We start from the raw sequence: 23,131 nt of genomic DNA on the forward strand, positions 1-23,131 counted from the left end.
CGCTTGACCATGCCGCGACGGCACGGTGTCTGATTCGTCCATGTCACCGCTCACCGCCGCCGACTACGCCCGCGCCGAGCAGATGCTCGCGCCCTACCGGGCCCGCCGGGTGCCGACGGTGACGCCGCAGTGGCTGGGCGACGGCGAGCGCTTCTGGTACGTGGTCGGGGGCCGCCACGTGCTCGTCGACCCGGGCAAAGCCGCACGGACCGAGCTCTTCGACCACGAGCGGGTCGCCGCCGCGCTGTCGCTCGAGACCGGCCAGGCTGCGACGGCCGACGCGCTGCCGGTGGTGGCGGTGGAGGTCGACGACCTCGGCGTCCGGTTCACCGCGCTCGGACAGCGGTACCGGTGGGCCGACGGGGCGCTGACCAGCATCGACGAGACCTCGCCGCTGCCCGGCGAGATCGCCTCGCCCGACGGGCGCCGGGTCGCCTTCGCCCGCGACGGGAACGTCTGGGTGCGCGACCGGGACGGCGGCGAGGAGGTCGCGCTGACCGACGACGCGGAGCCGGGCCTCGCCTACGGCGCCGCCAACGCCCCGATGGCCATGGGGACCCTGCTGCGCTCGTTCGGCCTCGGCCCGCTCTTCCACGCCACCTGGTCGCCCGACTCGACCCGGCTCCTGGTGCACCGGCTCGACGAGCGCGGGCTGCCCGAGCAGGTGCTCGTCGAATCCGTGCCGGCCGGGGGCGGGCGCCCGGTGGAGCACCGCCTGCCCTACCCGATGCCGGGCGACGAGGCGCACCCGACGATGACGTGGCACGTGCTCGACGTCGCCGCCCGCACGCGGGTCGACGGGCAGGACGCGCCGGAGCCCGCGGTGCACGGCACGGCGTTCGTGTACGCGTGGTGGAGCGCCGACGGCGACACCGTCCACTACCTGCGCCAGTCGCGGGACGCGAGGACCCTGCACCTGCGGCGCCTCGACCCCGCGACCGGGGCGACCACGACGCTCGTCACCGAGACCGCCGCCACCCGCGTCGACGCGACCCCGCAGCTCGGCGAGCCGACGATGACCCACGTGCTGGCCACCGGGGAGATCCTGTGGTGGTCGCAGCGGGACGGGTGGGGCCACCTGTGGCTGTACTCCCCCGACGGCGAGGCCACGCAGGTCACCTCCGGCTCGTGGCAGATCCGCGGCGTGCTGCGAGTCGACGAGGAGCGCCGGCAGGTGTGGTTCGTCGCGGGCGGGCTGCACGACGACCCGTACATCAGGCAGATCGCGCGGATCGGCCTCGACGGCACGGGCTTCGTCCGCCTCACCGACGACGACCTCGACCACGACGCGGTCGCCCCGCCCGGCGGCGGCTACGTCGTGGACAGCGCCTCGTCGCCGTCCACGCCCCCGCGCACGCGGGTGCTCGACGAGGACGGCGAGGTGCTCGTCGAGCTCGAGGCGCCGGGGACCGACGCGCTGCGCGCCGAGGGCTGGACCCCGCCCGAGCGGTTCCGCGCCACCGCCGCCGACGGCCGCACCCCGGTCTTCGGCCTGCTGTGGCGCCCGCACGGGTTCGACCCGGAGCGCCCCTACCCGGTGATCGACCACGTCTACCCCGGCCCGCAGAACCACCGCGCCCTGCCCGCCTTCGACTCCCCGCACCAGGGCGAGCCGGAGGCGCTGGCGGCGCTCGGCTTCGCGGTCGTCGCCATCGACGGTCGGGGCACGGCCGGACGCAGCAAGGCCTTCCACGACCACTCCTACGGCGACCTCGGCAACGCCGGCGCGCTCGACGACCACGTCGCCGCGATCCGGGAGCTCAGGCGGCGCCACCCCTGGCTCGACACCGACCGCGTCGGCATCACCGGCCACTCGGCGGGCGGGTTCGCCGCGGCGCGCGGGCTGCTCGCGCACCCTGAGTTCTACCGGGTCGCCGTGGCGGTGTCCGGCAACCACGACGACACCTACGGCCTGCAGATGTGGGCCGAGCACTACCACGGTGACGCGGACCTGAGCAGCCTCTCGACGCCCGCGCTCGCGGCCAACCTGCAGGGCAAGCTGCTGCTGATCCACGGCGAGCTCGACGAGACGGTGCTCGTGTCGCAGACCTACCGGCTCGCCGACGCGCTGATCGCCGCCGACGAGGACGTCGACATGCTCATCGTCGCGGGCGGCGATCACGCGATCCTCCACCGTCGCCACCACGTGTTCCGCCGGACCTGGGACTACTTCGTGCGCCACCTCCACGGCCAGGAGCCGCCGAGGTACCGCCTGGCGCCGCTGCCGCTCGGCTGAGCGGTGCCCCACCCGAGCGCGAGCGTGCTGATCACCAGAGCCGCCGCCGGGGCCGCGACCAGCCACGGGGCTACGAACACGTAGGTGCGGCCCTCGGCGAGCATGGCGCCCCACTCGGGGGTCGGCGGCTGGACGCCCAGCCCGAGGAACGACAGCCCGGCCAGGGTGAGCACGGTGCCCGCGAAGCGCGCCGCGACCGCCGCGAGCAGCGGCGAGGCGACCGCGGGCAGTACGTGGCGGCCCAGCACGCGCCCGGAGCCCGCGCCGAGCGCGGTCGCCGCGAGCACCCAGCCCTCCGAGCGCACCGCGACCGTCAGCCGGTGCGCCTGCCTCGCGAACGGCGCCCACCCGGTGAGCACGACGGCGAGCAGGGCGGGCGCGAGCCCCGGCCCGAGCACCGCGGCGACGACCAGCCCCACGAGCAGGGCCGGCAGCGCCACGAGCACGTCGACGACGGCCTGCACCCCGCGCCCGAGCGGGTGCCCGGGCCACCAGCCGCTCGCCAGCCCGCTCGCGGTCCCGACGGCCGTGGCCACGACCAGCGCGAGCAGCCCGAGCCCCAGCGACCACCGCACGCCGCCGAGGACGCGGGCGAGCACGTCGCGGCCGAGGACGTCGGTGCCCAGCAGGTGCGCCGGCGAGGGCGGGGCGAGCCGGTCGCCGAAGTCGACGACCTCGGCGGGCCAGTCGATCACCGCGACGACGACGAGGAGCACCACCGGCACCGCGCGTCTCACGAGCGCAACCGCGGGTCGGCGGCGAGCTGGGCCAGCTCGGTCGCGAGGGCGGCGAGCAGCGCGACGGCGACGACGACCACCAGGCCGGCCTGGATCACCGGCAGGTCGCGGTCCTCGACGGCCTCGGCGAGCAGCCGTCCGAGCCCCGGGACGGCGAACACGACCTCGACCACGACGGCCCCGCCCAGCGTCCCGCCGAGGAACGGGCCGGCGCCCGCGGTGACCGAGGTCAGGGCGCGCGGCACCACGTGCACGAGCAGGGTCCGGCGCGGCGACAGGCCCTTGGCGCGGGCGGTGCGGACCGAGGCGTGCCCGAGCACCTCGGCGGTCTCGGCCCGCACCAGCCGCGCCGCGAGCGCCGCCGGGAACGCGGCGAGCGTCAGCACCGGCAGCACGGCCTGCGCCGGGCTCCCCCACCCCAGCGCCGGGAGCCAGCCGAGCCCCACCGCGACGACGAGGACGAGCACCGGGCCCAGCACGAACTCCGGCACCGCGAGCGCCACCGCCCCGCCCCACCGCGTCGCCCGGTCCGCCGCACCCTCCGGCCGCCCGGCCGCGAGCGCGCCCAGTGGCACACCGACGGCCAGGGCCAGGGCGAGCGCGAGCGCCGCCAGCACGGCCGAGACCCCGGCCGCCTCGAGCACAGCCGGGCCGACCGGCGAGCGGGTGGTGAACGACGTCCCGAGGTCGCCGCGCAGGGCCCCGCCGAGCCAGTCGAGGTACTGCGTCACCACCGGCCGGTCGAGCCCGAGCTCGCGGTTCAGCCGCTCCTCGACGGCCGGGTCCGGCGTCGACGACGCGCTGCGCGCGCGGATCACCGAGCGGGTCACCTCGCCACCGAGCAGCCGCGGCAGCGCGAACACCGCGACCGACGTAACGAGCAGGACGGGCGGGATCCACGCCAGCCGGCGCAGGGCGACGCCGAGCACTAGTCGGTCGGCGCCAACGTGGGCAGCACCGGCCGCAGGTCCAGCGGGTCCGGGGTGAAGCCGGTGACGCCCCGCTGCGCGGCGGTGTTCTGCGGGTGCACGAGCGGCACGTTGACGGCGTTCGCGGTCAGCGTCGCCGCCGCGGCCCGGAACACCTCGGCGCGCTGGGCCGGGTCGGACAGCGCGCCCAGGCCCGCCACCGTTGCGTCGAACGCGGGGTCGCAGAAGCGGTCGATGTTGTACGACCCGTCGCAGGTGTAGTCCGAGTCCAGGACGCCCGCGGGGTCCGGGAAGTCGGAGAGGTAGCTGCGCGAGTTGATGAACATGTCGTAGCGGCCGGCGAGCAGCTCGGGCTCCTGGGCGGCGTAGTCGCCGACGGTGATGTCGACCGCGATCCCGGCCGGCTCGAGCTGCGCGGCGATCGCGGACGCGAGCACGGGGAGCTCGGGGCGGTTGGGGAAGGTCCACAGCCGCACGCGCAACGGGTTCGCGGGGCCGTACCCGGCCTCGGCGAGCAGGGCCTGCGCCGCGGGCACGTCGCCGTCGGGCGGCGGCGTGGTCATTCCGTAGGGGACGGCGGGCCCGAAGAGGTCGGCCGCCGGGGCCGCGGAGCCGCCGAGCACCTGGTCGGCGAGGGCGGTCCGGTCGAGGGCCGCGGTGACGGCCCGGCGGACCCGCACGTCGTCGAAGGGCGCCGCCGAGCCGTTCAGCTGCAGGAGGACGGTGCGCGCCGACGGGTACTCGGAGAACGTGACGTCGGGGTCGGCCTGCAGGCTCGCCCGCGAGGTCTCGGGCAGGCCCTCGGCGAAGCCGACGTCGCCGGAACGCAGGGCGAGCTCGCGGGTCTGGGGCTCGGTCACGTAGTCGACGGTCACCTGCGACGACGCCGCGCGCGGTCCCCAGTAGCCGTCGTGGCGCAACAGCGTCGCGCCCTGGGTCCCGCGGATCTCGGTCATCCGCAGGGGACCGGTGCCGGTGTCCTGCGGCGACGGCTGGCCGCCGGACGAGGAGGCCGCCGCGTAGGCCGCGGGCGAGAGCACCGACGTCGTGCCGGAGCTCAGCCGCAGCGGGAGGACGGGGTCGGGGGCGTCGGTGCTGACCCGGACCGCGCCGGGGCCGTCGGCCTCGACCCGCATCCCGAGGTCCGCGATCGATCGCGGCGGGGTGGGCCGCGAGAGCACGGAGGTCAACGCCGTGACGACGGCGCCGGAGTCGAGGCGCGCGCCGTCGTGGAACACCACGCCCTCGCGGAGCACGAAGCGCCAGGTCCGGCCGTCGCCCTCGCGCGCCCACGACGTCGCGAGCCCCGGCACCGCGCTGCCCTGCGGGTCGAGGCCGACCAGGGGCTCGGCCACCCCGAGCTTGGTCAGCAGGCCGCCGTCGTCGGCGTCGAACGCGTAGCCCGCGCGTGGGGGGAACTGCAGCGCCACCCGGACGCCCTGGTCCGCGGGGGCGGTCGTACCGCAGCCCGCGAGGATGAGCAGGGCGGCGAGAGCGAGGACGAGGGAGCGCACGCTCCTGATCATCTCAGCAGTCGCTGAGGTGTCTGCACGATTCCGGTCACATCGGACATCGCCAGCCACTCGGAGTTGCAAGACAGAGGCAACAGCATCAAGCTTGGACCCATGCCGGAGTTCACGCTGCCCGACCTGCCCTACGACTACGGCGCCCTCGAGCCGCACATCTCGGGCAAGATCATGGAGCTGCACCACGACAAGCACCACAACACCTACGTCACCGGGCTGAACGCGGCGATCGACGCCCTCGCGGAGGCCCGCGAGCAGGACACGATCGGCACCACGGCCCTGCTGTGGGAGAAGAACCTCGCGTTCAACTACGGCGGGCACATCAACCACTCGGTGTTCTGGAAGAACCTCAGCCCCGACGGCGGCGACAAGCCCACCGGCGACCTGGCCTCGGCGATCGACCGGGACTTCGGGTCGTTCGAGCTGTTCCAGAAGCACTTCACGTCGGTCGCCACGACCATCCAGGGGTCGGGCTGGTCGATCCTGGGCTTCGACACGCTCGCCCAGAAGCTGCGCATCTTCCAGCTCTACGACCAGCAGGCGAACGTGCCGCTCGGCATCGTCCCGGTGGTCATGCTCGACATGTGGGAGCACGCCTTCTACCTGGACTACCTCAACGTGAAGCCGGACTACGTCAAGGCCTGGTGGAACGTCGTGAACTGGGCCGACGCGGCCGAGCGCTTCGAACACGCGAAGGGCCTGACCCTGGTCTGAGCCCTCCCGGAGAACTCGCGCGGTGATCGTTCCGACAAACGTGCGCCGCGCGGCGCGCGGCGACCCCTCGACCCTCCTCGGTCGGGGGGTCGTCGTGTGCCTGCCTACGATCACGCCATGAGCTTCGCGGTGGATCGCGTCGTGCCGATCCTGCGAATCTTCGACAGGGACCGGGCCCACGAGTTCTACGTCGACTACCTGGGCTGCACCGTCGACTGGACCCACAGCGTCGACGACGAGGGACCGACCTACACCCAGGTCTCCCGCGGTGACCTCGTCCTGCACCTCTCCGAGCACCACGGCGACGGGACGCCCGGGACGGTCGTGTACGTCGGCGCCCGGGGCGTGCGCGAGCTGCACGCCGAGCTCGCCGCCAAGGACTACCCCTTCCTCCACCCCGGCCTCGAGCCCAGCCCGGGTGACGAGGGCGGCGCGTGCATCACCCTGCTCGACCCCTTCGGCAACACGCTTCGCCTCGACGAGCGACGGTGAGACCCCGGCCGACCTAGGCCCATGATCGCGTCGAGTCGGACGGTCGGACTCGATGCGATCATGGGCCTAGGTCTCGTCGGTCGACTCGGCGAGAGGTCCCGGCGATGGCCCGAACGGTCACGCTCCCCAGAGACGTCCTACTTCGGCGGCAGGACGTCCAGCAGTTCCGCGCGGATCTCGGGTCGGCCCGCGGCGACGAGGGTGAACGCCGCCTCGCGCGCCAGGCGCCGGGCCGGGTGGCGCCCGACGATCGCGCGGCTCCCGACGGCGACGGTCAGGGTCGCGGCCGCCCGGACCGCCAGGGCAGAGGCCGCCGCGCGGGCCGGGGCCATGCGCGGGGCCTCGGCGAGGCCGGCGTCGAGGTCGTCACGCACCGCGTCGAGCGCCTTGCGCAGGGCCGCCGCGGCGTCGGGCTCGCCGGCCTCGGCGACCAGCGCGGCACAGCGCCCGGCCACCCCGAGGGCCAGGCAGCCGTTGATCCGCGCGCTGAAGTGCTGGCCCGCGAGGAACTCGGCGCGCGTCGGCGTCGCGACCACCGCGTCCTCCCCGACGAACCACCCGTCGACGTCGAGACGCACCGTGCGGCTGCCGTTGGCGGCGGCGAGGTCGAGGGGGTGCACGGTGACACCGTCGGCGGCCGTCGCCGGGACCAGGACGGCCACGACGCGGGCGTGCTCGTCGTCGGCGTCCGCCGTGGCCGCGTCGCGCGCCGAGACCTGCAGCAGGTCGACCAGGCCCCACCCGGTGACGAGCGGGGCGACGCCGTCGAGGCGCCAGCCGCCGTCGACGGCGGTGGCCCAGAGCTTCGGCGGCTGCGGGATCGCGCCGGCGAAGGCCACGCCGCAGCGGGTCGCGCCGCGGGTGGCGTCGGCGAGGTGACGCTCGCGCAGCGCCGTGTTCGCCGTCGCGGAGAGCCCGCGCACCACCCCGTGGTGCTGCATCCACGTGAACGTCGTGGTGAGGCACGCGCCGGCGAGGATCTCCACGACGCCGACAAAGTCGGAGAACGCGACGTCGTCGGAGGCGGCCAGCCCGTAGAGGCCGGCGTCAGCCAGCGCGCGGAAGTGCCCCTCGGGGATCGTCGAGGTGCGGTCGACCTCGTCCGCCGCCGGGAACAGCACGTCGGCGGCGACCTCGCGCGCCCGGTCCAGCACGTCGCCCACGAGATCCGAGGATAGCTCCCGGCGCTCTGCGAGCAGGGCGACCTCCGTGCCCTCGCACCTTCCCCGCGGGCGCCCCGCCGGGCAGGGTCGGGACGCATGACAGCCGCTGAACGCGACCAGGCCCTCGACGCCCTGCACCACTGCGAGAAGGTCAGCACGTCCTGCGCGATCGCGATGACCGCGACCGGGGGCATGGCGGCCGAGGTCCGTCTGGCCCTCGACTGCGCCGACGTCTGCGCCGCCGCCCACCGCGTGCTCGCGCGCGGCGAGGGCGGCGACGCGGCCACGCTGGCCGGGATCCTCGACGCCGCCGTCCGGGCGAGCGACGCGAGCGCGGCCGCGTGCGGCGCCCACGCCGATCACCACGACCACTGCCGGCGACACGCGGAGTCGGCCGCGGCCTGCTCACGAGCGGTGACGGCGGTGCGGACCACCCTCTGAGGAGGCGGTGGCCCCGGTACCCTGACACCCATGTCCGAGACCGTCGCGCCCCGCACGGCCGCGGTCGACGACTACATCAAGACCATCTACGCGGTCTACGAGCGCGGCGAGGGGCCGGCGTCGACCACGGCGCTGGCCAAGCGCCTCGGCGTGGGCGCGTCCTCGGTCTCGGGGATGCTCAAGAAGCTCACCGACCAGGGCCTCGTCGAGCACCGCCCGTACGGCGGGGTCCGGCTCACCGAGGACGGCACCCGCGCCGCGCTCGACGTCCTGCGCCGCCACCGGCTGCTCGAGACCTACCTCGTCCGCGAGCTCGGGTACGGCTGGGACGAGGTGCACGACGAGGCGGAGGTCCTCGAGCACCACGTGTCGCGCACGCTGCTCGACCGCATGGACGCCCGCCTGGGCCACCCGCGCTTCGACCCGCACGGCGACCCGATCCCCGCCGCCGACGGCACGGTCGCGGAGTTCTCCGGGCGGCGGTTCGCGACCCTCGAGCCCGGCGACCGCGGGCAGCTCGTCCGCGTCGACGACACCGAGCCCGCCATGCTCACCTGGCTGCGCGAGCACACCGTCGAGCTGGGCGTGACGCTGGAGCTCGTCGCCCGCCGGCCCTTCGGCGGATCGTTCGAGGTGCGGGTGTCGGGGCAGGACCCCGAGCAGGACCTCGATCTGGGCCCCGAGCTCGCCGACGCCCTCTGGGTCGACCACGTCGTCGAAGGATTGTTTCATCGCGGCACCGCAACGTAGAGTTCGCCCAGCCGAACTTTGCGGGTAGGTTCGGGCGAAACCTCCGGCGGCGCACCACGGGGAGAGCGATGACCCTCGACGAGCTACCCCGCGGCCAGCGGGCCGTGGTCACCGCGCTCGACCTGCGCGGCGGCGAGCGCCGCCGCCTCATGGACCTCGGGCTGCTGCCCGGCGCCGCGATCCGCGCCGACATGACGAGCCCGCTGGGCGACCCCACCGCTTACGAGGTCCGCGGCGCGCTCGTCGTCCTGCGCCGGGGCCAGGCGAAGACCGTGCACGTCGAGCACTCCGGTACCCCTTCCGGATCCACGGAGCGCTGAGGAATGGCGGCCCCCCTGCCGACGCCGGGCGTCGGGCCGTCCCCCGCAGAACCCGCCGGGGCGTGCACGTCGTGCGCGCTGGCCCCGTCCACCGCCCGGCTCGCCCGCCTCGGCCTCGCCCCTGGCCGTCACGACCACGTCGTCGCGCTCGCCGGCAACCCGAACACCGGCAAGAGCACGGTGTTCAACGCGCTGACCGGGCTGCGCCAGCACGTCGGCAACTGGGCGGGCAAGACCGTCGCGCGCGCCGAGGGCGGGTTCTCCTTCGGCGGCGCCGGCTACCGGATCGTCGACCTGCCCGGCACCTACTCGCTGCTGTCGACCAGCACCGACGAGGACGTCGCCCGCGACGTGCTGCTCTTCGGGCGCCCGGACGTCGTCGTGGTGGTCGTCGACGCGACACGCCTCGAGCGCAACCTGCCCCTGGTACTGCAGATCCGCCAGATCACCGGGCGGGTGGTCGTCGCGCTCAACCTCGTCGACGAGGCCCGCCGACACGGCATCACCGTCGACACCCGCCACCTCACCCGCGAGCTCGGCGTCCCCGTCGTCGCCACCGCCGCCCGCCGGAACGAGGGGCTGCCCGAGCTGCTCGCGGCGATCGCGCAGGTCGCCACGGCCGACGACCCGCCGAAGCCCCTGCGCCTGACCCACCACGACCCCGCCCTCGAGAAGGCCGTCGCCGACCTCGCCGCGCAGGTCGAGGCCCGCTTCCCCGGCGTGCCCAACAGCCGCTGGGTGGCCCTGCGCCTGCTCGAGGGCGACGCGGGCATCGAGGAGGCGGTGCGCAACGGCACCCTCGGCGACCTCGCGACACCCCGGGAAGCCGCATGACCGACCTCCTCGACGAGGCCGCCCGCCTGCGCCGGAACCTCTCGGACGATGTGGGCGACAAGATCGTCGAGTCGCTCTACACCGACGCCGCGCGGATCGCCGACACCAGCGTCGACCGCGACGACGCCCGCGCGAAGCTCACCCTCGACCGGGCGCTCGACCGCGTGCTCACCCACCGCGTGTGGGGCTTCCTGGCGATGGGCGTGCTGTTCTTCGGCGTCTTCTGGTTCACCATCGCGGGCGCCGCGGTGCCGTCGGACCTGCTCTACGTGCTGCTCGTCGAGAACGGGCACGCGTGGCTGCGCGGGCTGTTCGAGGCCGTCGGGTCGCCGTGGTGGGTCACCGGCCTGCTGGTCGACGGCGTCTACCTGGCCACGGCCTGGGTGATCGCGGTGATGCTGCCGCCGATGGCGATCTTCTTCCCGCTGTTCACGCTGCTCGAGGACTTCGGCTACCTGCCGCGCGTGGCGTTCAACCTCGACCGGCTCTTCGCCCGCTCCGGCGCCCACGGCAAGCAGGCGCTGACGATGATGATGGGCTACGGCTGCAACGCCGCCGGCGTGACGGCCACGCGGATCATCGACAGCCGCCGCGAGCGCCTGATCGCGATCATCACCAACAACTTCAGCATCTGCAACGGCCGCTGGCCGACGCTGATCCTCATGGGGACGATCTTCGTCGGCGCGGTCGTGCCGCCGGCGCTCGCCGGTTTCGTCGCCGCGGGCAGCGTCGTCGCCGTCGTGATCGTCGGGATCGGCGTGACGCTCGCGGTGTCGTGGCTGCTCTCGCGCACCGTGCTGCGCGGCGAGAGCTCCGTGTACTCGCTCGAGCTGCCGCCGTACCGCCCGCCGCAGGTCTGGCGCACGCTCTACACCAGCATCATCGACCGCACGCTCAAGGTGCTGCGCCGCGCGGTGCTCATGGCCGCCCCGGCCGGCGCCGTGATCTGGCTGATCGGCAACGTGCACCTCGGCGACGCGAGCGTGGCCGCGCACTTGGTCACGGCGCTGAACCCGCTGGGCTGGGTGATCGGCCTCAACGGCGTCATCCTGCTCGCCTACCTCGTGGCGGTGCCGGCCAACGAGATCATCATTCCGACCATCGTCATGCTGACCCTGACCCTCGGCGCGAACACCCTGGGCGCCGCGCCGGGCGTCATGCTCGAGCTGGGCGACGACGCGCAGATCGGGTCGGTGCTCGTCACCGCGGGCGGCTGGACGCTGCTCACGGCCGTGAACCTCATGCTGTTCACGCTCCTGCACAACCCGTGCAGCACCACCGTGATGACCATCTGGCACGAGACCCGCAGCGTCCGCTGGACGACGCTGGCGACCCTGCTGCCGCTGGGACTCGGGTTTGCCGTCTGCGCGCTGACGGCGGGCGTGGCGCGGCTGGCGGGCTGGGCCTGACCCCGACCTCTGTGAGTGCTCTCCGGCCCTCCAGGGCCGGAAAGCACTCACGGAGGCACGTCAGGCGGAGGTCGTCTCCGCCGTGCGCTCGGCGGACTCGCCGCGGGCGAGGCGGCGCTCGACGAGACCGCCGAACACCAGGCCGAGCACGCCCCAGAGCAGCGCCTGGGCCGCGAACGACGCGACGCGGAAGTCGTAGAGCACGTCCGCGTCGAAGCCCGGGTAGAGGATCGCCCCGGAGGCGTCGCGCAGCGGCAGCGGCGTCTCGGTGACCCGCGGGCCGTTCTCGACGACGTTGATCGTCAGCTCGCCGAGGCCCGGCAGCACCGTCATGAGGATCGCCGACAGCGCGAGGTAGACGACGCCACCGACGAGCACGGCGTTCCACGTGCCGAGCCGCTCGCGGACCAGGCGGGCGACGAACACCGCCGCCGCGAGGAACACGAGCGAGCCGACGACCATGACCAGGTACAGCGCGGTCCGGTCGCCGATCGTCTCGTCGCTGCCGACGGCGGGCGGGCTCGCCGGGTACTTCACGAACGGCGTCGCGTAGATCGTCAGGAAGCCGGCCCCGGCCACGACGAGCGCGAGCACCCGCGGCCGCAGGGCGACCCGGCCGTGCAGCAGCGTGTACGCCACGGCGAACAGCAGGCCCAGCGCGATGCCGATCCCGACCATGCCGATCCCGATGCCGAGGGTCGACTGGATGCCGCGGCTGACGATCTCCTCCTCGGCACCGCCCGCTGGGGCGGCGCCGGCCGCGGTGGCCAGCGCTTCCTCGGCCGCGCCGCGACCCTCCTCGTAACCGATCGCGGCCTCGACCTGCGGCTCGGCGAACACGAGGGCGAACAACCAGGCGACGACCCCGGCGACGGCGCCGGCCAGCGCGCCGCGGAGGACGAAGGAGCGCGCTTCCATCAGTGGCAGGGGAAGCCGAGGAAGTGGCGGGCGTCGTGCACGAGCTCGTGGATGTAGCTCGTGTCGCCGAAGACCGAGACCGCACCCTCGTCGATGCCGATGAAGTAGTAGAGCACCAGCCCCACGAGCAGGGCGCTGACCAGCCAGGGCAGCGTCTCGGACGCCGACACGGTGGTGGCTCTGGCGCGGGCGACGGCACCGGCAGTGGTCACGGGCTCCTCCTGTGCATGACACGACGACATCGCCCTCCCCGTCGGACGGCGACCGGTGCGACCGTAGGGGCCCGACGATCACGGCGTCAACGTCTCAGCATGTGATGAGCTATCGGGGCTGAGCAGGGCGATCACCTCGTGCCGCCCTGGTGTGGCAACAGATGAACACATGCGCGTGCGACCTCTGCGTCGCAAACCACTCCACGCAACGGCCCGGGTGCGGCGGGAAGCACCTAGGGTCGCCGCGATGATGTCCACACCCGTCGCCGACGTCCGCGATGTCCGGATCGCCGCCGGCGACACGACGCTCGTGGACGGGCTGACGCTGACGGTCGGGGCCGGCGAGCGCTGGGGCATCGTCGGCCCGTCGGGCGCCGGTAAGTCGCTGACCGCGGCCGCCGTCGCGGGCCTGCTGCCGCCCGGCACGACGGCCACCGGCAGCATCCGCGTCGACGGGACCGAGCTCGTGGGGACGTCCGGGACGGCGGTCCGCGGGCGGGGCGTCGCGCTCGTCGCCCAGGACTCCGCCGTCGCGCTCCACCCCCTGCTGACGATCGGGCGTCAGCTCGCCCTGCCCCTGCGCCGGCACCAAGGGCTCGACCGCTCCCCCGTGGACGAGCTCCTCGCCGCCGTCGACCTGCCACCCGAGCTCGCCCGCGCCCGCCCCGCGCAGCTCTCCGGCGGGCAGCGCCAGCGGGTCGCGCTCGCCGGCGCGCTGGCCTGCCGGCCGCGGCTGCTCGTCGCCGACGAACCGACCGCCGCCCTCGACCCGCCCGTCGCCCGGGCGCTGCTCGACCGGCTCGACCGCTCGCTGACGGCGACCGGGACCGCGCTGCTGCTGGTCACCCACGACCTCGGCGTGCTCGCGGCGGTGTGCGAGCGGGTCGTGGTGCTCGCCGGAGGCCGGGTCGTCGAGTCCGGCCCGGTGCCCGAGGTCCTCGCCGCCCCGCAGCACGAGGTCACGCGCGCCCTCGTCGACGCGGCGCAGCTGTCGGTGCCGACGTGACCGCCACGTTCGCCCTCGACGGGGTCGCCCGCCGCTACACCGTGCCGGGCGACCGACCCTGGCGCCGCGTCCCGCGCACGGCCCTCGACGGCGTCGACCTGACGGTCCCGGCCGGGCGCGACCTCGCGATCGTCGGGGCCTCGGGCTCGGGGAAGTCGACGCTGCTGCGGCTCCTGCTCGCCCTCGAGGCGCCCGACGCCGGCACGGTCCGGTTCCGCGGGGACGTCGTCACGCCGCGGAACCCCGGTGCGCTGCGCCGGGACGTCGGCGTCGTCGCGCAGGACCCCGGCAGCTCGCTCGATCCGCGCCTGCCCGTCGGCGCGAGCATCCGCGAGCCCCTCGAGTGCCTCGCCGTCCCCGGCGACCACGGCGCCCGCGTCGCCGAGCTGCTCGACGCCGTCGGTCTCGACCCAGGTGTCGCCGACCGCCGCCCCGCCGGGTTCTCCGGTGGCGAGCGCCAGCGGATCGCGCTCGCCCGCGCCCTCGCGGCCCGCCCCGCGGTGCTCGTGGGCGACGAACCGTTCAGCGCCGTCGACCCGACGACGCGGGGGCGTCTCGTCACGCTGGTCGGCGACCTGGCCCGTGCGTCGGGCACCCAGCTGCTGCTCGTCACCCACGACCTCGGGATCGCCCAGCGCCTCTGCGCCGACGTCGCCGTCCTCGACGCGGGGCGGGTCGTCGAGACCGGCCCCGTCGACGCGGTCTTCGCCCGCCCCACCGCGGACGCCACCCGCGCCCTGCTCGACGCCGTGCTGCGGGTGAGCGTCGGATGAGGGACCTGCTGCGGCGCTGGTCGATCCTCGGGCGCCTGGGCGAGCTGCCCCGGCCGATGCGCCTGATCGTGCTGGGCCAGCTCGCCTTCAACACCGGCTTCTACCTGGTGCTGCCGTTCTTCGCGCTGCACCTCACGCGCGACCTCGGGTTCGGCGGCGCGCTGGTCGGGCTGCTGCTCGGGCTGCGCACGTTCAGCCAGCAGGGCCTGTTCTTCCTCGGCGGGGCGCTCGCCGACCGCTTCGGCACCCGGCCGGTCGCGCTCACCGGGTTCGTCGTCCGCATCGCCGGGTTCCTGCTGCTCGCGCTGGCCGCGGGGCCGGTGCTGCTGGTGGCCGGGACGGTGGCGACGGGCTTCGCCGCGGCGCTCTTCTCGCCCGCCGTGGAGGCCGAGCTGGCGCGACGGGCCGGGGACCTGGAGAGGTCCGAGGGCCCGACCCGCTCCGAGGCGTTCGCGATGTTCGGCGTCGCCGGCGAGGTCGGCATCGTCGTCGGGCCGGTGATCGGCTCGCTGCTGCTGACGGTCGACTTCGCGGTGACGACGGTGGCCGCCGCCGGCGTGTTCGTCGTCGTGCTCGTCGCCTTCGCCCGCGGGATGCCGCGCGAGCCCGCCGCGCACGCGGGCGAGCCGATCCTCGCGGGCTGGGGCGAGGTGCTGCGCAACCGCGCGTTCCTGTCGTTCACGCTCGCCTACGCGTCCTGGCTGCTGTCCTACAACCAGCTCTACCTGGCGCTGCCGGTCGAGCTCGACCGCGTCGGGGCGGCCGGGCTCCTGGGCGGGCTGTTCGTCGTCTCGGCGGTCATGGTCGTGCTCGGGCAGCTCCCGCTCGCCGAGTTCGTGCGCCGCCGGCTCGGGACGCGCGCGCTGCCGATGGGGTTCGCGGTGCTCGCGCTGGCGTTCCTCGTCACGGCGGCGCTGATCGCGGTCGACGCCCCCGGCCCGGTGCCCGCCGTCGCGTTCGTCGTGACGCTGACGCTCGGGCAGATGACGGTCGTGCCCGTCGCCCAGGACGCCGTCGGGCGGCTCGCGGGCGAGCGGCGGCTCGGCGCGCACTTCGGCGTGCTCGCGTCCGCGGGCGGGCTCGCAGTGCTCGGCGGCAGCTCGCTGCTCGGCGCCCTGCTCGATGCCGGCGGCCCGCCCGCCCTGCCCTGGGCGGTCACGGCCGCCCTCCCCCTGGCCAGCGCGATCGTCATGGGTGTGCTCGTGCGTCGCGTGCCGGCGCTGGCTCCCGAGCCGTCGTTCGAGAGGAACCGTTCATGAAGCGCCTCGCTGTCGTCCTCGCCGTGCTGGGGCTGGCCCTGGCGGGGTGCTTCAGCGGTTCCGGGGGTGATCCCGCCGAGGGACGGCTGCGGGTCGGGCTCTCGTTCCCGCCCACGTCGGGCCTGTCCCCGTACGGCAACGAGGCCACGCTCGCCACGCGGCTCGGGGTCACCGAGCCCCTGGTCACCCTCGTCGGCGGCACCCCGATCCCGGCGCTGGCCACCGCGTGGACCCAGATCGCGCCGACCGCGTGGCGGTTCGTGCTGCGCCCGGGCGTGACCTTCCACGACGGCTCGCCGCTGACCCCGGACGCCGTCGCGGGGAGCCTGAACCGGGCGGCCGCAGCCACCCCGGTCCCCCGGGCGCTGGCGTCGCTGGCCGAGGCGGGCCTCCCGGTGACGGCGCGCGCCGACGGCGACGGCGTCGTCGTGACCACGCCCGTCCCCGACCCCGTGCTGCCCCAGCGCCTGGCCTCGCCCGAGCTCGTGGTCCTCGCGCCCGGCGCCTACGCCGACCCGACCCGCCCGAGCCCGGTACGCGCCGGGACCGGGCCGTTCGTGCTCGAGCGGGTCGACGGCTCGGCGGGCGCGACGCTCGCGGCCAACCCCGCGTACTGGCGCGGTCCGGTCGCCGCACCCGGCGTCGACGCCCGGTTCCTCGCCGACGGGACGGCCCGCGCCAACGCCCTGCGCGCCGGCGAGCTGGACGTCGCCGAGGCGATCCCGGTCTCGCAGGTCCCGACGATCACCGCGCCGCAGCAGGTCGTCGGCGTCCCGCTGCCGCGCAGCGTCGCCGTGTACCTCGACCAGCGCTCGCCGGTGCTCGCCGACCCGGGCGTGCGGGCGGCGGTGCGCGGCGCGATCGCGCCGATCGACGTCGCCGGCACGATCTACGAGGGCCGCGCGGACGCCGCGGCGGGCCTGTTCGGGCCCGCGACGCCGTGGGCCGCAGCGCGCCCGCCGCACCCCGTTCTTCCGCCGGCGACGCCAGCCGGCCAGAGGATCCGGCTCGCGACGTACTCCGACCGCGCCGAGCTCCCCGAGATCGCCGCGGCCGACGCCGACGCCCTGCGCCGCGCCGGGTTCACGGTGGACGTCACCGTGCTGGAGAGCTCGGCGTTCGAGGCGCAGCTGGGCACGGGCGCCTTCGACGCAGTGATCATCAGCCGCTCGCAGCAGCTCGACACCGGCGACCCCGTCGGCTACCTGGCCAGCGACTTCTCCTGCGCCGGCAGCTACAACCAGGCGCGCTACTGCGACCCCGCGACCGACGCGCTCCTCGCAGCGGCCGGACAGAGCACCGACGTCGAGACCCGCCGGCGCGCCGCCCTCGAGGTCGAGGGCCGGGTGCTCGCGGCCGACGCGGTCGTCCCGCACATCACCGAACGGGCGCGCGTCGGCGTCGGCGGCGGCCTCACCGGCGTCGCCGAGGACCCCAACGAGCAGTTCCTGATCACGCACGAGACCCGGCGCGGATGAGGCTCGCGTGTGTCAGCGTGGCGGCCACGCTGACGTTCAACGTCAGGAAATCCCCCAGCTCGCGAGGGTGTACCAGCGATGCGGCATCGCTGGCGTCACACGCCAGGATCGCCACATCCTCGCTCGCGCGACACGCCGAGAGGCGCGCGTGAGCACCGCCCGCCGGTTCCTCCCGCTGGTCACGGGCGCGCTCGCCGTGCTCGTGCTCACGGTCGTGGTCGCCGCGCTGCCGTGGCTCTGGGACGAGGACCCGGCCGCGAGCGTCCTGCGCGTGCGCTACCCCGAGCGCGGCATCGACCCCGACGCGCTCGACGCCCTGCGCGCCGAGCTGGACCTGCCCGCCGACCCCGTCACCGGGGCGCTGGGCTGGCTCGGCGGGGCGCTGACCGGCGACCTCGGCACCTCGTGGGTGTCCCGCGCGCCGGTCGGCCCGTCGGTGGCGGGGGCGCTCGGGGTGTCGCTGACGCTGGCGCTCAGCGCGGTCGTCGTGGCGGCGGTCGCGGCCCTGGCGCTGCTCGCGCCGGGCGTCTGGCGGGCGGCACGTCGCGGGGCCTCCGACACCGGCCGAGGCGGGGCGGTCGTCGCGTCGGTGCTGGGCGCGGTGCCCGAGATCGTGCTGGGCGCGGTGCTCGTGGCCGTCGTCGCCGTCGGGTGGGGGCTGCTGCCGAGCACGGGGTTCGCCGGGCCCGCGCACCTCGTCCTGCCCGCGCTCGCGCTGGGCCTGCCGGCGGGCGGGCTGCTGGCGCGGATGCTGTCGTCGGCGGCGGAGTCGGCGCTGGCCGAGGGGTGGGTGCGGACCTGGCGCTCCTGGGGGACGCCGCCGGGCACGGTCGCGCTCGGCGTCGCGCGGCGCGCGGTCGCCACCGCCTCGCCGCAGATCGCGCTGCTCGTCGTCGGGCTGCTCGGCAGCGCCGTGGCCGTCGAGCAGCTCTTCGGCATCCCCGGCGTCGGGTCGGCCGCCCTGGACGCGGTGCTCGCCCAGGACCTGCCCGTCGCGCAGGCCGCGGTGATGCTGCTGGTGGTGCTCGGGCTCGTGCTCGGCGCGGTCGGGGTGCTGGCGCACCGCGCGCTGCTCGGGCCGGCACGCTCGGGCTCGGAGCTGCCGGCGGGGGTGCCGCTGCCGTCCGGGCACGCCCGCTCCTGGGCGCCCTGGGCGGCGGCGTCCGCGCTCGCCCTCGTCGTCCTGACGGGCCTGCCGCGCGACGGCGCCACGACGGAGCGGCGCCTCGCCCCGCCGTCGTGGTCGGCGCCGATGGGCACCGACGCGGTGGGCCGGGACCTGTGGGCCCGGATCGCGCACGGCGCCCTGCTGACCGTCGGGACCGCGGTCGCCGTGACGGCGGTGTGCCTGGTGATCGGCCTGCTGGTGGGGGTCGGCGGGCGCTCGGCGCGGGCCGGCGCGGCGGACGTCGTCAACGCGCTGCCCCCGGTGGTCGTCGGCCTGGTCATCGCGGCGGTCGCCGGACCGGGGCTGCTCGGGGCGGCGATCGCCGTGATCGCCGTCGGCTGGGTGCCGCTGGCGGTGCACGCGCGGACCCTGGCCACCGAGGCCCGCGCCTCTGGGTACGTCCGCGCCGCGGTGCTGGCCGGCGCGACCCCGTGGCGGATCGCCCGGCGCCACGTCCTGCCCGCCGTCGTCGGACCGGTCACGCGCCACGGGCTCGCGCGGGTCCCGCACGCCGCGCTCGGCATCGCCGCGCTGAGCTTCCTCGGGCTCGGCGCCGCACCCGACTCGCCGGAGTGGGGCGCGGTGCTCGCCGACTCGCTCGCCTACGTCGAACGCGCACCGTGGACGATCCTCGCGCCGACCGTCGGGCTGGCGCTGCTCGCCGTCGTCGTGGCGCTGGTCCGGGAGTCGCGCGCGAGCAGCTAGCCCGCGACGTTCGCGCGCAGCTGCTCGAGCACCCGCCGGGTCGCCGCCTCGTCGTCGGGGTCGAGCCCGGCCCGCAGACGGCGGTCGTGCTCCACGGCGACGTCGCGCAGGCGGAGGAACGCGGCCTGTCCGGCCTCGGTGAGGTCGACGAGCTGGACGCGCCGGTTCGTCGGCTCCCGGCGGCGCGTGACCAGGCCGGCGGCCTCCATCCCCGCGAGGTGGTGGGTCAGCGTCGCGCCCTGGATGCCCACCGCGGCCGCGAGCTCGCGCTGGCTCTCGGCACGCCCCGTCGTCAGGGCGAGCAGCACCAGCCAGGTCGACATCGAGCCGCCCGCCGCGGCGAGGGCGGCGTCGAAGGCCCGCCCGACCTCGCGGGCCGCGGCGGTGAGCTGCAGGCCCAGGGGTGCAGTCGCAGGGGGACCGGCGTGGTCGGGCATGCCCACAGCGTATCGCAACTCTTCGACGTCTAACGTATTGACGTCTAACGATTAGAGTTCTAACGTTCTCCGCGACCCGAGGAGGTCCCGATGGGCACAGACCTCGCCGACGCCCCCGCGCCGTCGCGACACCGACGCCGGATCGCCCTGCTGGTGATCGCGCTGGCCCAGCTGACGATCGCCCTCGACGCGACGGTCGTGAACGTCGCGCTCCCCTCGGCGCAGGCCGCGCTGGGGTTCCCCGACGCGCAGCGTCACTGGGTGATCACCGCCTACACCGCCGTGTTCGGCGGGACGCTGCTGCTCGGCGGCCGGATCTCCGACCAGGTCGGCCGCCGGCGGACCTTCGTGGTCGGGCTCGCCGGGTTCGGTGTCGCCTCCGCGCTCGGGGCGCTGGCGCCCGACCTGGCGTGGCTCGCCGTGGCCCGCGGGCTCCAGGGGGCGTTCGCCGCGCTGCTCGCGCCCACCGTGCTCGCCCTGCTGTCGGTCAGCTTCCCCGAGCCGCGCGAGCGGGGCCGGGCGTTCGCCCTCTTCGGCGCCGTGGCGGGCGGGGGCGGCGCCGTCGGGCTCGTGCTCGGCGGGCTGCTCGCCGAGACGGTCGGGTGGCGCGGCTGCCTGTTCGTCAACGTCCCGATCGTCGCCGTGACCGCCCTCGGGGCACGCTTCCTCCCGCGGACCGCGGGTGCCGGCACCCGGCGCCGCCTCGACGCGACCGGCGCGGTGCTGATCACCGCGGCGCTCGTCGCCCTCGTCGCGGCGTGCTCGGGCGCGCTGCCGACCCCGGGGGCCGTCGGGCTGCTCGCCACCGGCGCCGTGCTGCTCGCGGCGTTCGTGCGGCACGAGTCCCGCACGCCGTCGCCGTTGCTGCCCCTGCCCGTGCTGGCCGACCGCGTCCTCGTCGGCGCGTGCCTGACCGTCGGGCTCACCGTGGCCGGGATGCTCGGCGCGTTCCTCGTCCTGACCTACTTCCTGCAGGGCGTGCTCGAGTTCTCGCCGCTGCAGACGGGCCTGGCGTTCCTGCCCCTGTCGGGGGCGCTCTTCGCCGCCGCGCAGGTCGCGGGCCGGGTGATGGCGCGCGTCGCGACGCCGACCCTCGTCGTCCCCGGCCTGCTCGTCGCCGCGGCCGGCATGGCGCTGCTGACCCTCCTCACCCCGCACAGCACCTACCTGACCGGCGTCCTGCCCGCCGAGCTGCTGCTCGGTCTCGGGATCGGCGCCGTGTTCACCCCCGTGATCAGCCTGGCCACGGGTCGGGCGCGTCCGGCCGAGGCCGGCGTGACCGCCGCCGTCGTCGCCACCGCGCAGCAGCTCGGCGGATCGATCGGCCTGGCGGGGCTCAACGCCCTCGCCGCCGTCGTCGGCGGAGCGGCCGGCGCCGGCACCGTCGCGGCCCTGGTCGCCGGCAGCACCACCGCCGCCGCCGGGGCCGCCCTCGCCATGGTCGCCGCGGCCGTCGTCGCCGCCCTCCTCCTCCGCTCGACGCACTGACCCACGAGAGACAAGGACACCGCCATGAACGACACCGACCTGGTGCTGGTGACCGGCGCGAGCGGCCACGTCGGCGCCGAGCTGGTCGCCGCGCTCGCCGCGGCCGGCCGGCCCGTGCGCGCCATGACCCGCAAGCCCCCTGCCCTCGCCGTCCCCGCCGGCGTCGAGGTGGTCCGCGGGGACGCCGACGACCCCGCGTCGCTGGACGCCGCGTTCGCCGGCGTCGACCGAGCCTTCCTCATGTCCGCCGAGACCATCGACCCCGACGCCGCGCCCACCCACGTCCCGGCCCTCGTCGACGCCGCCGTGCGCGCCGGCGTCACGCACCTCGTGCTGCTCTCGGTGCACAGCGGCGGGGAGGGCGGTGACGTCCTCGCCGACTGGTGGGCGGAGGTCGAGCGGTCGGTCGTGGAGAGCGGCCTGCGGTGGACGCTGCTGCGACCCGGGCGGTTCATGTCGAACGCGCTGGCCTGGGCGTCCCGGCTCGGCGGCGGCGACGAGGTGGCCGTCCCCTTCGCCACCCGCCCGGCGACGTCGATCGACCCGGCCGACATCGCCGCGGTCGCGGCCGCCGCCCTCGGCGACACCGACGGCCGCCACGACGGGGCGATCCACCAGCTCTCCGGCCCCGCGGTGCTGACGCCGGCCGACGAGCTCGCCGCGATCGGGGCCCTGCTCGGCCGGCCGCTGCGCGCCGTGGAGCCGCCGCTCGACCAGGTCCGCGCGGGCATGGCCCGTGGCGGGATGCCCGAGGCCGTCATCGACGCGGCGCTGGCCCGGACCCTCGAGGGTTCCGACGGCGTCGCGGTGCTGCCGACGGTCGAGGACGTGCTCGGGCGTCCGGCGCGCTCGTTCGACGACTGGCTCGACGCCCACCACGCCGCGTTCACCGGAGGCCGGCCATGAGAGACCTGACCGGGCCGGTCGTCGGCCTCGCCTTCCTCGGCGGTGTCGGCGGTGCGATCGCCCTCGCCGACGACCCGTTCCCCCGGCCCTGGGCCACCGGCGCGGAGGTCCGCACGTACTTCCGCGGCAACCGCGGCGCCGCCCGTCTCAGCGCCGCCGGCCAGGCGGTCTCCGCGCTGGCCATCGCCCGCTTCACCCGCACGGTCGCCCGCCGGTCCCCGCGGCACCGCCTCCTCGCGGTCGCCGGCGGGACGGTCGCCGCCGTCTCGATCGCGACGTCCGCGGTCCTCGCCGCCACGCAGACCGCCCGCGACGTCGACGACGACACCGCCCTGCAGCTCGCGCGGACCGCGTTCGCCGCCGGCGGCCCGATGCACGGCGTCGGCTTCGGCGCGCTGACCGCCGCCCTCGTCCTCGGCGGTGCCGACGTCCTGCCGCGCGGGCTGGTCGTGACAGGGCTGGTCTCGGCGGCCTGCGGGGCGGCCTCGCCCCTGTACTTCGTGTGGTCCCCGGCCGGCTGGCTCATCCCCGCCGGCCGCTTCCCCGGGCTCGTCGTCGCCGCCGTCGCCGGCCCGCTGCTGTCCGCCGACCCCGGAGGAACCCCCGTGGTGGGCCCGGTCGTCGCCCGCTGACAATCCTCGGCGTGCGTCTGCACTTGCTCGCCCACGCCGCGACCGCCGCCTCACGCGCGGCGCGCTTCCCCGTCGACGAGCCGATCGACGCGGGCGGGCGTCGCGCGGCGAGCGAGCTGCGGCCGGCCGCGCCCGAGCACCTGTGGTGCGCGCCGTCGGCCCGGTGCCGCGAGACCGCGGCGCTCGTCCTGCCGGGGCGGGCGGTCGACGGGGAGGCGCCCGCCGGTCCCGACCCCGGTGTCTGGGCCGGGCGCTCCCCCGCCGACCTCGCCGCCGAGGACCCGGCCGCCCTGCAGGCCTGGCTCACCGACCCGTCCGCCGCGCCGCCGGGCGGGGAGTCGTTGGCGGCGCTCCTGGCCCGCGTCGGCGCCTGGATGGACGAGCTCCCGGGCGGCGAGGACCGGACCGTGGGCCTCGCCGTCGTCGACCCACCGGTGATCCGGGCCGCCGTCGCCCACGCCCTCGGCGCCGGCGCGGCCGCGGCCTGGCGCGTGGACGTCGCGCCGCTGACCCTCGCGGTGCTCACCGGGCGCTCCGGCCGCTGGAACCTGCGGTCGCTGGGCAGCGGGCCCACCGGCGAACCCGGGTCCTGAGGACA

The 23,131-nt window shown here is 75.9% G+C and carries 24 protein-coding genes; 17 read left to right on the forward strand and 7 right to left on the reverse strand.

Annotation, left to right across the window (positions count from 1 at the left end; translation table 11 throughout):
- Positions 1-40 precede the first annotated feature (40 nt).
- Positions 41-2,236, forward strand: a complete 2,196-nt coding sequence (locus EV188_RS07355) for a S9 family peptidase (protein WP_133825622.1) — start codon at positions 41-43, stop codon at positions 2,234-2,236.
- On the opposite strand, the gene EV188_RS07360 is transcribed toward EV188_RS07355, so the two are convergent.
- Genes EV188_RS07360 through EV188_RS07370 form a run of 3 tightly spaced genes read right to left on the reverse strand, consistent with a single transcriptional unit; the run spans position 2,167 to position 5,416 of the window.
- Positions 2,167-2,973, reverse strand: a complete 807-nt coding sequence (locus tag EV188_RS07360) for an ABC transporter permease (protein ID WP_133825623.1) — start codon at positions 2,971-2,973, stop codon at positions 2,167-2,169. The two genes, EV188_RS07355 and EV188_RS07360, sit on opposite strands and share 70 nt — an antisense overlap.
- Positions 2,970-3,902, reverse strand: a complete 933-nt coding sequence (locus EV188_RS07365; RefSeq protein ID WP_133825624.1) for an ABC transporter permease — start codon at positions 3,900-3,902, stop codon at positions 2,970-2,972. Before EV188_RS07365 ends, EV188_RS07360 begins: the two co-directional genes overlap by 4 nt.
- Positions 3,902-5,416 carry an ABC transporter substrate-binding protein gene (locus EV188_RS07370; RefSeq protein WP_243741538.1) on the reverse strand — a complete coding sequence of 505 codons (1,515 nt, stop codon included), beginning with the start codon at positions 5,414-5,416 and terminating at the stop codon, positions 3,902-3,904. The genes EV188_RS07365 and EV188_RS07370 overlap by 1 nt, the downstream gene beginning before the upstream one ends.
- A gap of 111 nt (positions 5,417-5,527) precedes the next feature.
- On the opposite strand from EV188_RS07370, the gene EV188_RS07375 reads away from it, so the two are divergent.
- Both EV188_RS07375 and EV188_RS07380 read left to right on the forward strand, forming a co-directional pair.
- On the forward strand, positions 5,528-6,142 hold the full coding sequence (locus tag EV188_RS07375) for a superoxide dismutase (RefSeq protein WP_133825626.1): 615 nt from the start codon (positions 5,528-5,530) through the stop codon (positions 6,140-6,142).
- Positions 6,143-6,259: 117 nt separating this feature from the next.
- A complete protein-coding gene (locus EV188_RS07380; protein WP_133825627.1) occupies positions 6,260-6,634 on the forward strand; it encodes a glyoxalase superfamily protein in 375 nt (124 codons plus the stop codon).
- Positions 6,635-6,771: 137 nt separating this feature from the next.
- On the opposite strand, the gene EV188_RS07385 is transcribed toward EV188_RS07380, so the two are convergent.
- Positions 6,772-7,797, reverse strand: coding sequence for an acyl-CoA dehydrogenase family protein (locus EV188_RS07385; RefSeq protein ID WP_133825628.1), 1,026 nt, complete (start codon positions 7,795-7,797; stop codon positions 6,772-6,774).
- A 96-nt stretch (positions 7,798-7,893) separates the two neighbouring features.
- On the opposite strand from EV188_RS07385, the gene EV188_RS07390 reads away from it, so the two are divergent.
- The 5 genes from EV188_RS07390 to EV188_RS31410 all read left to right on the forward strand — a co-directional run bounded on the left by EV188_RS07390 (position 7,894) and on the right by EV188_RS31410 (position 11,551).
- Positions 7,894-8,238, forward strand: a complete 345-nt coding sequence (locus EV188_RS07390) for a four-helix bundle copper-binding protein (protein ID WP_133825629.1) — start codon at positions 7,894-7,896, stop codon at positions 8,236-8,238.
- Between the two features lie 30 nt (positions 8,239-8,268).
- Positions 8,269-8,988, forward strand: a complete 720-nt coding sequence (locus tag EV188_RS07395; RefSeq protein WP_133825630.1) for a metal-dependent transcriptional regulator — start codon at positions 8,269-8,271, stop codon at positions 8,986-8,988.
- A 68-nt stretch (positions 8,989-9,056) separates the two neighbouring features.
- A complete protein-coding gene (locus EV188_RS07400; RefSeq protein WP_133825631.1) occupies positions 9,057-9,308 on the forward strand; it encodes a FeoA family protein in 252 nt (83 codons plus the stop codon).
- Between the two features lie 3 nt (positions 9,309-9,311).
- The gene (locus EV188_RS31405) at positions 9,312-10,142 is read left to right on the forward strand and encodes a FeoB small GTPase domain-containing protein (RefSeq protein WP_166659769.1); all 831 of its coding nucleotides are present in this window, start codon (positions 9,312-9,314) and stop codon (positions 10,140-10,142) included.
- Positions 10,139-11,551 (forward strand): nucleoside recognition domain-containing protein, encoded by a 1,413-nt coding sequence (locus EV188_RS31410; RefSeq protein WP_166659770.1) that lies wholly within the window; start codon positions 10,139-10,141, stop codon positions 11,549-11,551. Before EV188_RS31405 ends, EV188_RS31410 begins: the two co-directional genes overlap by 4 nt.
- Before the next feature lie 60 nt (positions 11,552-11,611).
- On the opposite strand, the gene EV188_RS07410 is transcribed toward EV188_RS31410, so the two are convergent.
- Positions 11,612-12,469, reverse strand: coding sequence for a CbtA family protein (locus EV188_RS07410; RefSeq protein WP_133825632.1), 858 nt, complete (start codon positions 12,467-12,469; stop codon positions 11,612-11,614).
- Positions 12,469-12,681: a CbtB domain-containing protein gene (locus tag EV188_RS07415; protein ID WP_345339361.1), complete on the reverse strand. Its 213-nt coding sequence runs from the start codon at positions 12,679-12,681 to the stop codon at positions 12,469-12,471. The genes EV188_RS07410 and EV188_RS07415 overlap by 1 nt, the downstream gene beginning before the upstream one ends.
- 247 nt (positions 12,682-12,928) lie before the next feature.
- On the opposite strand from EV188_RS07415, the gene EV188_RS07420 reads away from it, so the two are divergent.
- From EV188_RS07420 to EV188_RS07440, 5 genes are all read left to right on the forward strand, one after another.
- Positions 12,929-13,687, forward strand: coding sequence for an ATP-binding cassette domain-containing protein (locus EV188_RS07420; protein WP_341770744.1), 759 nt, complete (start codon positions 12,929-12,931; stop codon positions 13,685-13,687).
- Positions 13,684-14,460 (forward strand): ABC transporter ATP-binding protein, encoded by a 777-nt coding sequence (locus EV188_RS07425; protein WP_133825634.1) that lies wholly within the window; start codon positions 13,684-13,686, stop codon positions 14,458-14,460. The genes EV188_RS07420 and EV188_RS07425 overlap by 4 nt, the downstream gene beginning before the upstream one ends.
- Positions 14,457-15,719 carry an MFS transporter gene (locus EV188_RS07430; protein WP_133825635.1) on the forward strand — a complete coding sequence of 421 codons (1,263 nt, stop codon included), beginning with the start codon at positions 14,457-14,459 and terminating at the stop codon, positions 15,717-15,719. The genes EV188_RS07425 and EV188_RS07430 overlap by 4 nt, the downstream gene beginning before the upstream one ends.
- On the forward strand, positions 15,716-17,197 hold the full coding sequence (locus EV188_RS07435) for an ABC transporter substrate-binding protein (protein ID WP_133825636.1): 1,482 nt from the start codon (positions 15,716-15,718) through the stop codon (positions 17,195-17,197). Before EV188_RS07430 ends, EV188_RS07435 begins: the two co-directional genes overlap by 4 nt.
- Positions 17,198-17,345: 148 nt before the next feature.
- Positions 17,346-19,070: an ABC transporter permease subunit gene (locus EV188_RS07440; RefSeq protein WP_243741539.1), complete on the forward strand. Its 1,725-nt coding sequence runs from the start codon at positions 17,346-17,348 to the stop codon at positions 19,068-19,070.
- Here EV188_RS07440 and EV188_RS07445 read toward each other — a convergent pair.
- Positions 19,067-19,507, reverse strand: coding sequence for a MarR family winged helix-turn-helix transcriptional regulator (locus EV188_RS07445; protein WP_133825637.1), 441 nt, complete (start codon positions 19,505-19,507; stop codon positions 19,067-19,069). The genes EV188_RS07440 and EV188_RS07445 overlap by 4 nt on opposite strands.
- Positions 19,508-19,597: 90 nt before the next feature.
- Here EV188_RS07445 and EV188_RS07450 point away from each other — a divergent pair, with 90 nt between their 5' ends.
- Genes EV188_RS07450 through EV188_RS07465 form a run of 4 tightly spaced genes read left to right on the forward strand, consistent with a single transcriptional unit; the run spans position 19,598 to position 23,126 of the window.
- Positions 19,598-20,995, forward strand: a complete 1,398-nt coding sequence (locus tag EV188_RS07450; protein ID WP_208114056.1) for an MFS transporter — start codon at positions 19,598-19,600, stop codon at positions 20,993-20,995.
- Positions 20,996-21,019: 24 nt separating this feature from the next.
- Positions 21,020-21,901, forward strand: coding sequence for an NAD(P)H-binding protein (locus EV188_RS07455; RefSeq protein ID WP_208114057.1), 882 nt, complete (start codon positions 21,020-21,022; stop codon positions 21,899-21,901).
- Positions 21,898-22,533 carry a hypothetical protein gene (locus tag EV188_RS07460; protein ID WP_133825638.1) on the forward strand — a complete coding sequence of 212 codons (636 nt, stop codon included), beginning with the start codon at positions 21,898-21,900 and terminating at the stop codon, positions 22,531-22,533. The genes EV188_RS07455 and EV188_RS07460 overlap by 4 nt, the downstream gene beginning before the upstream one ends.
- 11 nt (positions 22,534-22,544) lie before the next feature.
- Positions 22,545-23,126 (forward strand): histidine phosphatase family protein, encoded by a 582-nt coding sequence (locus tag EV188_RS07465; protein WP_208114058.1) that lies wholly within the window; start codon positions 22,545-22,547, stop codon positions 23,124-23,126.
- Positions 23,127-23,131: the final 5 nt, after the last annotated feature.

This window comes from Actinomycetospora succinea (assembly GCF_004363095.1).
Classification (GTDB): Bacteria; Actinomycetota; Actinomycetes; order Mycobacteriales; family Pseudonocardiaceae; genus Actinomycetospora; species Actinomycetospora succinea.